The sequence below is a fragment of the Paenibacillus sp. J22R160 genome (assembly GCF_059692135.1).
Genome location: NZ_JCAUAU010000001.1, coordinates 382,107 through 397,381 on the forward strand (window position 1 = coordinate 382,107; position 15,275 = coordinate 397,381).

The window sequence follows — 15,275 nt, forward strand, 5'->3', positions numbered from 1 at the left end:
AGCTTTCAAACCGCGGACAATCTACGATGTGAACAACCTATTGTATTTTTGGAACATCTTTATCAGGCAGCGCGATAAAAATTTGCAGCCTGAAGAATCCGTTGTGCGCTCAAGTGGATACAAAGCCTTCTTTTGTACTTTTGATACTTTTTCGGTAATCTCCCGGCGTTTTCCCTATGCTTTCCTTAAATATTTTGCTGAAATAGGCGGCATCGCCAAACCCGCACATCGCTGCGATCCGATCGAGCGTATTGTCCGGCTCCTCCAGCATCTGCATAGCTTTGCGCAGCCTCAGCATTTTCAGCATCTGCACCGACGACACGCCGTAAGTTTGCTTGAACACCCTGTTAAAATAACTCGGATGCAGATGCATCAGCTGGGCCAAATCTTCTCTCATCAGCTTTTTGTCGAGATTATCTTCCATATGCTTCACGACTTGAAGAAATCGGTCCTCGGCAGAAAGCTTCGAGGCAGGTCGGCTTGGGCTGCCGGAAACCATCCAGCTCTCCAAAATGTCACCCAATAGCTGAATGGCAATCGATATCCCCTTATAATCGCGAAGCGGTGACGGCGGCTCATTCCAAACATGGAGCAGCACCTCAAAGGCGGATGCATAACTATCCGCATGAAGCAGCGTGATGACCCGGCTTACGGGAAACCGTTGAAAAAAGCTGAGCTGCGGAATGACCCGTACATCGATCAACATCCACAGATGAACCCCTGGTCCGACGGCAATTTCCGTGAATGGCAAATTCGGAGGGTGGATCATCACATCCCCGGTCTTCGCCATATCCGCCACACCGCACGACCTTGATTCCACTTCTCCTTCCAGCACAAATGAAACCGTCCAATACGGTTTGACCATTTCCAGGTGAAACGAGTCATACGCGGCTTTCTCGACATGATACAAAGAAAAGTCCATATTTTCACGGATACTAAGCTTTGTGTGCACCAACAGCACCCCCGTCATGTTCCAAATTTACAATAAGTAGTTCGGTTTCGCCATTGTGAGAAGATCCTGCCTGTAAGCATAATAAAATCACAATCACATTCTTCCTAAAACCAACTTGAAGGAGCGAATAGCCATGCTAACCAATGAACAGCTGAAGCAGTACAAAGATCAAGGCTATATTATTTTTGATCAATTTTTTTCGAAAGCGGAGATCGACGCAGTGACGGCGCAGATTGATGCACTCGATGAGCAAGCCGAAAAAGAATTGAAAAAATTAGGACAAAATTTTCTTAATATCCCTGGGCAAATCAATTTCAACGCGCAGCTCAACAAAAAAAGTGAAGATATCCAACAGTTTTGTTGTCAGGATAAAATGGCAGCCATCGCAATGGATATTTTGGGTCCGGATGTCCAGCTCTATTTTGACCAGTCGGTGTATAAACGCCCTGAGGCAAACCGGGATTTCCCTTGGCACCAGGACAACGGCTATGCACCGATCGAACCGATGCATTATTTAACCTGCTGGATCGCCTTGGAGGACGCTACTTTAGAAAATGGCTGCATCTGGGTTATGCCGGAATCTCATAAACAAGGTTTTGTGGAACACAAGAAGACAGATATCGGATGGCAGTGCTACTTTGGAGAAGACCCGGGCATTCCGGTTCCGCTGAAAAGCGGGAGTATGGTGATATTTCATTCCCTATTGTTCCACCGCAGCACGCCGAACCGCAGCAGCGCAACCCGCAAAGGCTTGGTGCTTCAATATTCCGCAGCAGGTGCTGTGAATCCCGAGACCGGGATTGCGTTTGATAACGGACCGGTCATGACGAAGAATGGCGAGTATGTGTACCTCAAGCAAGCGAGGTGAGCGCAATGAAATGCGCAGCATTACTGGTAGCGATATTCAGCTCCGGAGTGGAGTGATTGACATGTCAGGAGATTCTAACAGCATCCGTTTCTGTCTTTCGAACGTTATCCATCATAAGCTGAGCGATGACTTGGCCAAGCTGCAGCAAGTCGGCTGCTCCATACAGGTCGAGCGGTGTTTGAACAATTGCGGCACATGCCGCCGTTCAGCTCATTACATCCGCAATGGTGAGACGTATGCGCTGACACCACTATCAGCCTTTCCGCATTCGGTTCATGACAGCATGATGGCTCGTATTAAGGAGTTGGAAGTTCAACTTGATAGCCTGCTTATGCGCCTATGTAATGAAAATGATTTTGAGACGGCCTGCGCGCTCAATGCCCGATTCGTTCAAATCGCAAAAGAAATGATCGATTTACGAGCTAAACTCGAAATCGCACAGGAAGAACATGCACAGTTCAACGATTATGCCTCATCTGAAGTCATTTGAACTGATTTAAGTCAAGATAAGCCATCCCTTCGCATTGTTAAGCGGGATGGCGTTTTTTAGCATTTGATTCGTTATTGATCTGCTGCGGTTAGCCTTTCTCGTATATAAATTCCGTTCTCCAAAGTCACCAGATCGGGATCCGCCTCCGCTGCAGCTGATTCCTCTTCGACCATAATCCACCCGTCGTACCCCGTAGCGCTCAAATACTGCGCAATGCGCAGATGATCGATTAAGCCTAGACCCAGAGCTGACCATGCACCCGTCATGGTGTTCATATCTTTGAAATGAACATGCTTGATCAGGGAGCGGTACGTGCGGAAAACCGTTTCCACGTCCATCCCTCCTTTGGCAATATGTCCCGTATCCGGGGCGTAGCCGCAGTACCGAGGATCGAGTCCTTCCAGCAAAATTCGATAGTCCTGCTCGATGCGGAAGACAGACCCCGCGGGCGAATTCGGATGATAGGCGCAAACGATCCCTTTCTCGGATGCTCGGCGGCTAACGACGTTAATGTTTGCCACCGCATTCTTTTGCCGCTGCTCCAGATCGCTCCGGTCCTTGCCTGGAAGCTGTACCAGCGTCAGAACCGTATCGGGGAAAAGCTGTAAATACTGAATCACCCGATCCGCTTCCATTCGTTCAGCCTCTGTTTCTTCAGGTCCGCGCCAATCGAGCGCGAGACACAGGGCGCTGAGCCGCAAGTTCCGGCGCGCCAGCGCTTCCTGCAATGCAGCCGGTTCCTGCGTATACGGCCCGAGCATGCATACTTCTGGCTCTACACCTGCAGCTCCCGCTTGCTTGATCACATCGAGAATATGGTCCAACTGATTGCCATATTTCGCATAAGACATTTGCCACGTATATGTTTGAAATCCATATTGAATTGCCACCGCTTAATCAACCTCCTTGATCGCCTCGCGAATGAAAGGAATTGCGCGCCGGCCCCATTCCTCAACTTCCGCATTAAAGCAGAAATCCACGCACCACCATTCCATCTGCGATATGACCGGTCTCATTGCCGATAAAAAGCCGGCAAAATCCACTTTCCCCGCCCCAAATGCAGCATGCGTGCTCGTTTCTTCATCGTGAAGCGTTCCATCTGAATCGATGAGATGCAGATGACCGATATGATCTTGGAGCAACTTTGCATATTCAATAATACCTCCCTGCAGCAGCTCCTTCTCTCCAATATGGCGCGCACCGACAACTCCGCTCATATACGCATGGCTCGTATCGAACAATACTTTGAAGGCAGGGTGACCCACGGCTTCCACAAGCCGCTTCACTTCGCTTGGCTTATTCAGCCAAAAGCCGGGCTCGAACTCCCAAACGATGGTCATTCCCGCCACTGCAGCGAGCTCTGCCGATGCCCTCCAAGTAGCAACGAGTCTATTGAAATTGTCCTCATACTCACCCACGGACAATTCCACCGGCGGACTGACCGTATCCACACGAATTGTATCAATGCCCAAATCAGCGCTAAACGTGATATACGTTCTCAGCAGCTCCAAATAATCGTCCTTGTTGCACCGGTCGGGGGGCACCGAGGTGAAATCCGGCGCATAGCCGGATATCCCGAGCCCATAAGATTGAATCTCTTCCAACAGCACCTGACGGCTCTCCTTGGTCGGATGGCTGTATGGGGTAGGGTGAGGCGCAAAGCCATTGATTTCCACACCGTCATAACCGGATGCCCCGGCATACTGCAAAATTTGTGTAAACGGCCACGGGGACCGAGCGAACGGGCCGAAAGCGAACGCCCAAGAGCCAATTGATATTTTGGGATTCAATGCAATCACTCCTTAAGCTTTATTCAGATCATTGATGACGGTTAAGAAAATCTAGCGTCATCCGGTTAAAATCCTGCAGCCGATCCCAGTGATGCGTATGGCCGCTGCCTTCAAATATGCTTAGCTCAGCATGAGGAATCTCTCTTGCAATCGACAACGACAGATGAACCGGCGTAAATATATCTTGGTCTCCAACAGTGATCAGCGTAGGAGCAGTGATTGCCCCGAGCTTGCCAATCGTATGGTGAGACATACAAGCGCTGCATTGCGCTTGAAACGCATGAAGCGGCATCGGATTGTCGTTTGTCAATGCGTTGTCTTGACCTTCAATAAGTCTATCTAGATGCTGTTCGTGATAAGCCGGCGTGTAAATAATGAGCTGCAGCAGCTTCTGGAAATCATCTGCTCTCATCGCTTGATAGCCTGCACGGAACGTTTCGAAGATGCGCGTAGTGTACGTATCGCATTCCGACCACGAGCAGTTCAGCGTTAAAGACCTGACACGCTCCGGAGCGGCCAAAGCCACCTCCTGCGCAATGGCGCTGCCCATCGAGATGCCGGACAAATGCACTTGGTCGATCCTAAGCGCGTCCAACAATCCGATGGTGTCTAAGGCCATCATCCGTGTCGTATAAGGGCCTTCCGGCTTGTCGGAGCTGCCCGCTCCCCGGTTATCAACCATAATGCAGCGATAATGCTGTTCATAGACGCGCACATGCTCCTCCCAGACGCTCCCGTCCGCCCCAAGACCCATCAGTAAAACCAAGGGCTGGCCTTGGCCTCTTTCCGTATAATGAAGCTCTATCCCGTTTGCGTGAACGATTGGCATGAACCGAACCTCCTTAACCTAATTGCTGCCGAATATATTGAACACCCAAACGTGCGGCATCATCCGGGTGGTTCGCATAATCCCGCCACAAATGGAGTCGTGAGATCAGTCTGGGAACCTGTTGCCCGAATGCTTCGATTGTGAGCCAACCGTCATAACCGATTTCTGTAAGCGCCTCAAATATTTCTTTTGGTACCGCATGACCGCAGCCAGGCACTCCGCGGTCATTTTCTGAAATATGAACATGCACGATGTGCGCCGCCGCCTGACGCCAAGCTTCAGGCACATTGCGTTCCTCGATGTTGCCATGATGCGTATCCGCTAGTAAGCCAACGTTAGACAAGCCTATCTGCTTCACGAAACGCACTCCATCTGCAAGCGTGTTCACCAAATACATCTCGAAGCGGTTTATCGGCTCCAGCGCTAGCTTTACGCCAACTGAACCCGCGTATTCTCCGGCCTCGCGCAGCGTTTCAACGGCATAATCCCACTCATCCCGCTGTGGAGCATGGCCGGAAAAACGTCCCAATCCCTGAAATAATGGCCCGCACAGCACTTCCGCCCCCAAAGATTTCGTGTTGTCGATCGCCCGCTTCAGCGTTTTAAGTGCAGACTGCCGCAGCACCTTGTCCCGGCTCGCCGGATCCGCCGAGCCTGCATCAAGTGCGGCAATTGCGGTGCATCCGAGGCCAAGCTCCCTCAATATCAAGCCAAAAGCGCGCGCATCCGCTGAATCCATCGAGTCGGCAGCTAACTCCACCCCGTCAAAGCCCCACTGCTTGATAGACTGTAGCAATTCTAAATGCTCGGAAGGCTTAGGCTGATCCGTCCAAAGCAATAAATTCATACCGATCTTCATTAATCGCTCACTCCCATGGCTTCAAAATGATTTTTCCGCTTTGCTGTGAGGCTGACACTTCGAAAGCTTCCTGAATGCGGCTCATTGGAAACGTATGTGAGATCAGCAATCCGGTTAACGGCGATTGCTCGATCACTTTCATTAATTGCGGAAATTCATTCATATTGTAATGCCACGATCCGATCAGATGAATGCCCTTACGGAGCATATCATCACTAACTTTAATCGGTGTCTCCGTAAAGCTCTCTCCAACAAAAGCGACCTTGCCTTTGCGCTTCACCGCATCAATCTGAAGCCGATGAGCCGAGACGACGCCTGAGCAATCTAGTCCGCAGTCCGGCCCTTTGCCGCCGGTTAAAGCTTTGATTTGCTGTACCGCATCGGGATCACGCGGATCGACAATACTGTCGACTCCCATCTTGTTCGCCAGTTCGACGCGATACGGATTCATCTCAACCGCAATGACCTTCGCACCGCGAAATTTCGCATTGACTATTGCCCCGAGTCCAACAGGACCAAGCCCGGTGATGAGGATTGTCGTGAAAGCGTCTACTCCCATCGCCTGGAAGGCGCCATGAGAGGGGCCGAGCCCACAGCAGGCAAGCGACGCTTGCTCGTAAGTGATTCCGTCAGGTATTCGTGCCAGCATCCAGGAAGGCTTGGAAATATACTGGGTCATCGTAGGCTCGTAATGATCCATATTGTGCTCACAATAGATGAAATCACCTGCAATACATAGCTCGCACTCACCGCAAGGATACTGCGGCATGACGACGACCCGGTCGCCAACCTTCACCTTGCTGCCCGGCGCCACTTCAACCACTTCACCGGCCGCTTCATGCCCGAGGCAGTCCGATGTGTGTCCATGAACAAACCCTTTATATTCCGCGCACATCGGCGCTGCATGCACTTTAACTAGCGCCCAGCCCTCCATGAGGACCGGCTTCTCTCTGTCTACCAATTCCGCTTGTCTTACACCTGTAATCGCTGCAATTTTCATCCTCATTCTCCTTCCGATATCAAATGTTCGGCTCCGACTGCCCAGTGGATGCCATTCAACAGCAGTCTTCTAAAAGCAGGCTGCTCGAAATCCTCGGGATGCCCCATCGTCGTCGTCAAGACACGGCCGCCTCCGAAATGTGTACGCGTCCACGCCACTGGTTGTATCCTCGGCGTATCTTCCGTATACGACCAGCCGTTATCCTCCGGGTTTACCGTATGTCCGTTCAACAGCAGTAATGCTTCTTCCGGAGGATACGGCAGTACCTGATACAGCCAAGAACGGCATGAGAAATGCGTTGGTACGCCTCTTAGAATTGGATGCTCATTCGCCCCCCAGGCAATGGACACATCCGTCGAAGACGAATGCCCGAAATGCCGAATCCATGGCGCGCCAAGCACATCGATGCCGAAGCCGTCATTCCAGCGCGCCAGCCGATGCCCCTCCGGATACTGGAAGCTGTGCGTGCTGGTACGCAAACCGATCACCGGCTTCCCCGCCTCCAAATACGCTCGAATATAACCAAACTGCTCTTCGGGCAGCTGCCGAAACCGCAGGTAGAACACGGCGAGATCAGCTGTTTGAAGTGCCTCCAGTCCTGGAATATTTGCAGGCTCAGCTGGTCCCGGATGCGCGAATAACACAGTCACTTGAGCTCCATGCTTATGCTCAGCCTCTTGAGCGATAAGCGGCATCGTGATTTCCGACTCATATTCATCTTCTCCGATTACAAACACAAGATGGCGTCCTTTTAACGTTTCATTCATCTGCTCCACCCTCTGCTTTCTTATACAATCGGCCTGCAGCACTCTGCCGCAGGCCGTCTTTCCCATTCATGTTTCTGATGTGATTATTTTACTTTTTTGCGATCGGCATCATAAGCATTTTGCAAAATTTTCAAGTAATCATTCAGCTTTAAGCCGTCAAAGCCTTTGATATAAGTATCCCAGCCACTCTCGATGTTTTTATCTCCTGTAATGAACTGAAGCATATTTGATTTGACGTAATCTTCGATGGTCGCCTTTAGTTGAGCGGCTGCTTCGCCTTCCTCAGCGCTAATAAAAATGTCGATCGGGAAGAAATCCTGCTCTTTCGGTTGGAACCCGTCGTACTTCTGCGTTTCCTTCACCAATCGCAACTCATAACCTTCCGGTGAAAACATATCCTGTGAAACCGCTTGCGATTCAAAGCGCTCACGAGGTCGAAAATCCGGACCGGCCTGATCCCAGCCGTCGGTATGAATCGTCTCTGTGCGATATTTCTCGTCCACTTGATATTTTGCAGGTTTGCCGTTGACATTCAACTGACCTTCGTCGGCCTTTTTCCACATATGGCCTTCAACACCAAACTCTTGGCCTCTTGTTGCTTCTTCGGTCCATAAATAATCTAGCATTTTGATGGCCGCAATCTGCTTTTCTTTGCTTGCTTTGTTGGTAATAACGAATCGGCCCTGGTTGCCTACGGATTTGTAAAAACCCGATAACTGCACACCATTCGGCCCTTTTAACGGAGGAACCGCCGTATAGTCCTTATTCCGAGGGTCGGCGGCGCCAACCGCCATTCGTACATGGCCGATCGTAAATGATCCCAGTACAGTTTCTCCTGCTTTATTGCCGAGTTGCTGCAAGCCTTCTTGATTTTGCGTAAAAGCTTGCGGATCGATCAATCCTTCTTTATAAAGCGAATTCATATAACGTAGACCGTCTCTCCATTCCGGTTGGCTCGCCGAAAGCTGAATTTTGCCATCCTTAACTCGGATATAAGAATAAGACTGTCCGTCTCCTGTGTTATAAATAAACGCGTTCATGAGAAAGCCGGTCAAGTCGCCATGCCACGTATACAATGCTCCGCTTAGCGGAACTTCGTCAGCTTTGCCGTTGCCGTTCGGATCCTTCGTCTTAAAGGCACGCAGCACACTCGCATATTCCTCAGTGGTCGTCGGCATTTTCAGACCAAGCTTATCTAGCCACGCTTGGTTAATCCACAACTTCTGGGAATACCAGCAGTGATAACATTCATTTACTTCCGGCATTGCGTAGATTTTTCCGTCGGAAGACGTTACCGCCGTCTTTAAATCCGGACGATCCTTGAGTACTTGTTTAATATTCGGTGCGTACTGATCAATGAGATCGTTCAATGGAAGGAAAATGCCCTGCTTACCGTACTTCATTTGATCCGCAGTCGCGAAGTTGCCGCTCAGGAAAATTTCCGGATAATCGCCGCTTGCCATCAGAACATTGCGCTTGTCATTATTATCATTCGGCGGTCCGACGACGAAATTCAGCTTCACATTTGTTTTCTGTTCAACTTGCTTCGTAAACGGATTGTCTAAGGTTGTAAGGTTAGGCGACTGGTTAATAAACGCGCTTATCATTAATGCCTTTTGCGCCCCGTCACCGCCACTAGGACTTGTGCTGGATTCCTGCCCCTTGCCTCCGCTGCCATCATTCGAACAAGCGCTGAGCAGCAATACGGCCGTTAGAGCTGTACAGGCAACTGCTTTCCATAAATTCCCCATTTGACACCCTCCTGAATAATGATTGCACATACAGTTCTACTTTACGCAACCTTTTTCCTTTATCCTTTCAATGAACCGATCATAACCCCCTTCACGAAGTATTGTTGAACGAATGGATATATGAGAAGTACCGGCAAACTAGAGACGACGATCAGCGAAAATTTCAATAAATCTTTCATCCCTTGTCTGGCTTCCATTGTTCGCACATCAACCATCATTGTATTATCAACCGAATTTTGGATTAAAATTTCCCTTAATATGAGCTGCAGCGGAAACAAGTCAGGCTTTCGCAGAAAGATGAGTGCATCAAAATACGCGTTCCAGTTTGCAATCGCATACATAAGTACAAGCACGGCAATGATCGGCTTCGATAACGGCAACGCAATTGCGCTTAAAAATTTGAAGTCACTGCAGCCGTCAAGTTGAGCAGCCTCATTCAATTCTTCCGGAATCGTTTCTTCAAAGAATGTCTTCGCAATAAAAACCTGCCATACGGCTATCGCTTGCGGAAGAAGCAGAGCCCAACGCGTATCGATCAGTCCTAAATCCTTTACGGTCAAATAGTAAGGAATCAACCCACCGCTGAAAATCATTGTGATCATAATCATGTACATAAGGAGCTTTCTGCCATGAAAGGTTCGTTTGGACAACGGATAGGCGAGCGCAATCGTTAGTGATACACTGATTAGTGTCCCTATTCCCGTATAAAGGAGAGAGTTGTAATAACCTGACCAAATACGCGGATTATTTAAAACTGCCGTATACCCTTTCAAAGATAGCTCCACCGGAAATAACCAAACTCTTCCTGCTACCACAGCCTGCGGAGAGCTGATCGAAGAACTGATGATGTAAATAAGAGGGTACAGTACAATAACAAGGATGAGGAACAGAACGACATGAATGATTACGAGTAAAATTTTATCCGCAAGCGGTTCCTTGATTTTGACTGTTTTCTCCATGTCAGAACAACCCCGATCCTGTAATTCGTCTTGCCCCGTAATTTGCAAACAGTAGCAGTATTAAATTGATGAAAGAATTGAACAGGCCGACTGCCGATGAAAAGCTGTAATTCGCTTGGACGAGGCCGACTTTGTACACATAGGTCGAAATAATTTCCGAGGTTCCAATGTTTAGCGGATTCTGCAGCAAATACACCTTCTCAAACCCGATGCTGAGCAGATGACCCATGTTCAAAATGAGCAGCAGCACCATAACCGGCATAATGCTGGGAATATCGATGTGAATGATTTTCTGCATTCGGGTCGCCCCGTCTATTTTGGATGCTTCGTACAAATGCGGATTCACGCCGGCAAGGGCTGCAATATAGATAATTGCGCTGTACCCCATGAACTGCCATACATCGGAGAGAACGAAGATGGTCGAGAATAAGGAAGGCTTGCCCATAAAGTTAATCGAAGTCAAGCCAAGCGATGTCCGGATATGATCGATAACGCCAATTCTAGGCGACAGAAACAAAATAATCATCGAGACCATAACGACTGTAGAGATGAAATAGGGCGCATAAGTAATCATTTGTACAGAACGTTTAAACAATCCATTCTTCAACTCATTCAGCATGAGCGCAAGTAAAATAGGTGCAGGGAAACCTACAGCTAACGAATACAAGCTTAAATATAAGGTGTTCTTAATAAGCAACCAGAAATTCGGGTGTTCGAAAAATGATTGAAAATGCTTGAACCCTACCCATGGGCTGCCCCATATGCCTTTGATCGGATTCAGATCCTTAAAGGCAATCTGTACGCCAAGGATGGGCACATACTTAAAAAGAATGAAATAGGCAACCGGCAGTGAAACTAAAAGATAAAGCTGCCAATGCCGCCGCATCTTTTTGAGTGATCCGCCCAAGAGCGTGCTGCTTGAAGATCTGCTCTTTACTTTTGACACAGATGACATTTTGGCTGTTTCCGCCATTTTGAACCCTTCTCCTTCCATAAGGCAATTGTTGTTGATGAGGCAACTATACCCCATCCAAGAACAGCCCTGCAATTTACATGTTTCTGGCGGTAAACAAAAATCGGATCAGGCCATAATGACCCGATCCGACGTAATGATTAACAATTTTCTGCTATTAACATTGCCGCTCTTTCCGGTAATCGCCTGGAGTCAAGCCTACTAATCGCTTGAAAACGCGGTTAAACGATACAGGATTCAAATAACCTACCCGATAGCCGACCTCTTGTATGCTAAACTCCGTCTCTGTCAGGAGCTGCTTCGCAAACTCGACTCTACGGTTGATGAGATAATCAATAAACTTAATATCGAATTGCTCTTTGAACAACGAGCTGACATTTTTTGAAGGAATGCCGAATTGCTCGCTAAGATGAACAAGCGACAAATCATGATTTGAGAGGTGTTCGGCGATATACTGCTTCATTTCAAGTGCCATGACCTGTTCACTACCATTACTGGCTTTCTCCGACATAACATATTCCAACTTCTCCATAATTTCAAGCAGCTGATCCTGTACATCCTCAAGCGTTTCGAATTGTTCGATAACATCCTTCATAATCGCTTTATTCGTACGCACGATCTCATCGTTCCTAACAAGACCTTGAATATGATCAAACAAATGGAAAGATAAGTAATGAAGCAAATTGACAATATCGTCACGCTTCAGCCGGTCCGCAATGATTTCCGCAAAAATTCGGTTATATTTGGTCCGCCAATCCGGCTCCAACATCCGAATTGAATACACCATACTGCGAACCCGTTCAAGATGGTAATACAGCTCAACCTCGTATTCTTTGGAAGTCTCCCAGTACCCGATTACACGGTCATTGCCAAGCACGAACCTGTAATTAATCGCTTCGATGGCTGACTTATAGGAGTTTTTGAGCTGAGGCACTGTCTCCGTTACCTGACCTATGCCAAAAGTTACTGTAAAAGGCAGGTTGTTACGAACCCAGGAAAGCGCATGCTCCGTGAATGGCTTGATGTTATCGAATAATTCGTTAGGAATATCCTCCTGCGTAAAAATGAAAACGCACATTTCCTTATCGTTAATCCACTCGGTCCAGCTGCGAAGCGACGATTTCTGAACAAGCTCGGTATACATGTTCTGAATGATGAAGCGGTATAAAATAAGATCATGGTCCGTGAACCGGCTGCGGATTTCAGAATATTTATCGATAGAAGCAACTAAGACTGCCGCTTTTTTGAACCCGCCTTTGAACCCGTGCCTCTCCAGCTCGTCAACCCACTCCTCGTTCGCTAACGATCTGGAACCGTTCATAACCTCGAGGAAAATGGATTTTTTACGATAATTAATATTTTGATCCGACTGGGTCTTAAACACATTGAATCGTTCAACGAGCGAATGGAACGTTGTCTCGATATAATGAAATTCATTATCGTTATTTCCGCTTTGGGTCGCGCCAGCTTGCGACATCTCATCCAATTTGGAAATAAGCGCCCGCAGCGGCTTATAGTTCCGGTTCGTCATATAAAGAATGGATAATAACCCAATCAACACGACAACTGCGGCAAAAACAAACCAAATTCCTGAGAACACTTGGAGAATAGAAAAGCGATTCCCATTAACCAAGCCGCTTTGATACGTCCATCCCGTATATTCGGATACAATCGTAGACATAACCTTTCGGGTATCGTCATTATCTTCGCTCTCCGGAAACATTTTTATCCCTTCTGAGCCGGTAACCATAACAAAACTGACCGATTGATCCAAACTTTTTGAGATCAGCTGATGCAAGGCATTGATTGACACATTTACTACCATGAGGCCGCTTTCTCCCGAGCTTGTTACATACTTGCGCGCTAATGAGACTACTGCTTCCATTCTGGACGTTCCAAACTCCTTGAACAGCCGCCTATCTGTCCAATGATAAGAATAAGTATCCTTCATCAGTCCTTTAATATATTCCCGATCGGCAAAATCTTGCAAAGGAGCTACCGTATTGGAGCTGAGCACATATCCATCACTATCTCGTACGAGATAAAGGGAATGTATAAATTGATTCAACTGCTTCATATTATTGAATTCTTGAGTGACTTGGTAGGTAAAATAGGTTGAAGGTTGGGCCCTCTGATTGAAAAAGTCTAACATATTGAAATCGGATGGGTTATTATTTCTTGTCTGTTTGGTCACCATTAAATGATCAATCGATTGCAGCGTCTGCTCCACTGTCTGAAGCGACTGGTTATTAATGCTTGTGTAAACACTGGCCGCATCCTGCTGCGCCCGCTCGCTTAAAATTTGAAAAAAAATAAAAAACAAAAAGGAAATGATCAAAAGGAAAACCGGCATGTAAGAAAAAAGCAAGCGGTAATACCATGTTTTCTTCATCAACATCTTCCTTTCTATACGAGTTTTATGGTAACGCTATCATTTTATCAGTTCGTCTACTTGCTGACAATACAATGAAAAAAGCCTAACCCTTTCAGGTTAAGGCTTTAGTTCCATGCGAAAATCACAACTATCGTCTTTCACTTCGTGCCGGAGCCTGATAAGCTCCTCTTTAAGTTCTCTTACCCTATCACGGTAATACGGATGATCATATACGTTAAGCAGCTCGTAAGGATCACGCTCTAGATCGAACAATTCCCATTCCGTCGGTTTCGTCTCATCGATCGCACCTTCCACCCCAAGCGCTTCTGCATAATAATAAATCAACTTGTATCGGTCGGTTCGCATGCCATAGTGCGCTTTAATATGAAAATGAGCCAAATGCATCCAATAACGGTAATACATTGATTGCCGCCAATCAGGAGGGACTTGCTCTTTAAACATCGTTCGGAAGCTTCTTCCTTGCATGTCCGTCGGAATTTCCACGCCAGCGCAGTCCAGCAGCGTAGGTGCAAAGTCTACATTAAGAACTATCGATGAATTCGACGCAAAACGTTTAATCTCCTGCGGGTAACGCATAATGAATGGCATCCTCAGCGATTCTTCGTACATAAACCTTTTATCGTACCAGCCATGATCGCCGAGGAAAAATCCTTGATCGGATGTGTAGACGACTATCGTATTATCCGTTAATTCCTGCTCGTCCAAATAATCCAATAGCCGCCCGACATTTTCATCAATTGAAGCGATGCAGCGTAAATAGTTTTTAATGAATTTCTGATAGTTCCATTTTTTCCGTGCTTCGCCTGTAAGATGTTCGGGTGCAGTCTCCGTTAAATGTCTGTCCATATCGGATATTTTGCAGGTAGCCTCTTTGGCTGCATCGGATCGGTTGGCATAGTCGTCCAAGAAAGTTTCCGGCTCCGGAATGTCAATATTTTCGTACAAATGTGCATGCTTCGGATGGTATTCGAACTTATCGTGCGGCGCTTTATGATGACACATCAGCAGGAAAGGTTTATTTTTATCCCTCTGTTCCAGCCATTGCAAGGAATAATCCGTAATTAAGTCAGTCACATAACCGGGCACGGTCTTCTCTTCTCCCATTTCTATAAATTCGGGATCATGATAGGCCCCTTGTCCAGGAAGTATATTCCAATAATCAAAGCCGGTTGGATCGTTGAACCCTCCGTGTCCCAGATGCCATTTGCCAATTATGGCGGTCTGATAACCTGCTTGCTGCAGCAGCTTCGGAAAGGTGATCCCTCTCCCGTCCAGCTGTGAGTCGAGGGTCCTGACACCATTGATATGATTGTATGTACCCGTTAGAATCGAAGCCCGGCTTGGCGTACAAAGTGCATTGGTGCAGAAACAGTTCTCAAAGCGCATTCCCTCGTTCGCAATCCTATCCAGATTAGGCGTTTGGTTGATCTTGCTCCCGTAACAGCTCATCGCATGGGCTGCATGATCGTCACTCATGATATAAAGTATGTTGGGGCGATTTTCCATACAATACGTCTCCTCCATTGTTGGAAGTTTCCTTCAAATACAATGAGGCTACTATAACTTACACCTATCCTACTTGCAATTTACATCTTTTCTCCTCTATACAATAATCCTGAATGAGCGCTTAGGATCCTCTAAC

14 protein-coding genes are annotated in these 15,275 nt (G+C 47.5%); 2 read left to right on the forward strand and 12 right to left on the reverse strand.

The window, feature by feature from the left end:
• Window positions 1–109: 109 nt before the first annotated feature.
• On the reverse strand, window positions 110–952 hold the full coding sequence (locus AC58UW_RS01490; RefSeq protein WP_497418950.1) for a helix-turn-helix domain-containing protein: 843 nt from the start codon (window positions 950–952) through the stop codon (window positions 110–112).
• Window positions 953–1,085: 133 nt separating this feature from the next.
• Between AC58UW_RS01490 and AC58UW_RS01495 the strand changes: the two genes are divergently transcribed.
• Window positions 1,086–1,820, forward strand: coding sequence for a phytanoyl-CoA dioxygenase family protein (locus AC58UW_RS01495; RefSeq protein WP_497418951.1), 735 nt, complete (start codon window positions 1,086–1,088; stop codon window positions 1,818–1,820).
• Window positions 1,821–1,881: 61 nt separating this feature from the next.
• Window positions 1,882–2,310, forward strand: a complete 429-nt coding sequence (locus AC58UW_RS01500; RefSeq protein WP_497418952.1) for a YuzB family protein — start codon at window positions 1,882–1,884, stop codon at window positions 2,308–2,310.
• A 71-nt stretch (window positions 2,311–2,381) separates the two neighbouring features.
• Here the strand turns inward: AC58UW_RS01500 and AC58UW_RS01505 are convergent, their stop codons facing one another.
• The 11 genes from AC58UW_RS01505 to AC58UW_RS01555 form a co-directional block, all read right to left on the reverse strand.
• Window positions 2,382–3,200 (reverse strand): sugar phosphate isomerase/epimerase family protein, encoded by an 819-nt coding sequence (locus AC58UW_RS01505; protein WP_497418953.1) that lies wholly within the window; start codon window positions 3,198–3,200, stop codon window positions 2,382–2,384.
• 3 nt (window positions 3,201–3,203) lie between these two features.
• Entirely contained in the window at window positions 3,204–4,100 is an 897-nt protein-coding gene (locus tag AC58UW_RS01510) for a sugar phosphate isomerase/epimerase family protein (RefSeq protein WP_497418954.1), read from the reverse strand.
• A gap of 28 nt (window positions 4,101–4,128) precedes the next feature.
• Entirely contained in the window at window positions 4,129–4,929 is an 801-nt protein-coding gene (locus AC58UW_RS01515) for an alpha/beta fold hydrolase (RefSeq protein ID WP_497418955.1), read from the reverse strand.
• Between the two features lie 13 nt (window positions 4,930–4,942).
• Window positions 4,943–5,788, reverse strand: coding sequence for a sugar phosphate isomerase/epimerase family protein (locus tag AC58UW_RS01520; protein ID WP_497418956.1), 846 nt, complete (start codon window positions 5,786–5,788; stop codon window positions 4,943–4,945).
• Window positions 5,789–5,795: 7 nt separating this feature from the next.
• Entirely contained in the window at window positions 5,796–6,788 is a 993-nt protein-coding gene (locus AC58UW_RS01525; RefSeq protein WP_497418957.1) for a zinc-dependent alcohol dehydrogenase, read from the reverse strand.
• Window positions 6,789–6,790: 2 nt separating this feature from the next.
• Window positions 6,791–7,621, reverse strand: a complete 831-nt coding sequence (locus AC58UW_RS01530) for a ThuA domain-containing protein (protein WP_497418958.1) — start codon at window positions 7,619–7,621, stop codon at window positions 6,791–6,793.
• Between the two features lie 17 nt (window positions 7,622–7,638).
• Window positions 7,639–9,306 carry an extracellular solute-binding protein gene (locus tag AC58UW_RS01535; RefSeq protein ID WP_497418959.1) on the reverse strand — a complete coding sequence of 556 codons (1,668 nt, stop codon included), beginning with the start codon at window positions 9,304–9,306 and terminating at the stop codon, window positions 7,639–7,641.
• Window positions 9,307–9,365: 59 nt separating this feature from the next.
• The gene (locus AC58UW_RS01540; RefSeq protein WP_497418960.1) at window positions 9,366–10,265 is read right to left on the reverse strand and encodes a carbohydrate ABC transporter permease; all 900 of its coding nucleotides are present in this window, start codon (window positions 10,263–10,265) and stop codon (window positions 9,366–9,368) included.
• A 1-nt stretch (window position 10,266) separates the two neighbouring features.
• A complete protein-coding gene (locus AC58UW_RS01545; protein WP_497418961.1) occupies window positions 10,267–11,238 on the reverse strand; it encodes an ABC transporter permease in 972 nt (323 codons plus the stop codon).
• Between the two features lie 157 nt (window positions 11,239–11,395).
• Window positions 11,396–13,630, reverse strand: a complete 2,235-nt coding sequence (locus tag AC58UW_RS01550) for a helix-turn-helix domain-containing protein (RefSeq protein ID WP_497418962.1) — start codon at window positions 13,628–13,630, stop codon at window positions 11,396–11,398.
• Window positions 13,631–13,729: 99 nt separating this feature from the next.
• Entirely contained in the window at window positions 13,730–15,139 is a 1,410-nt protein-coding gene (locus AC58UW_RS01555; RefSeq protein WP_497418963.1) for a sulfatase family protein, read from the reverse strand.
• Between the last annotated feature and the right edge of the window lie 136 nt (window positions 15,140–15,275).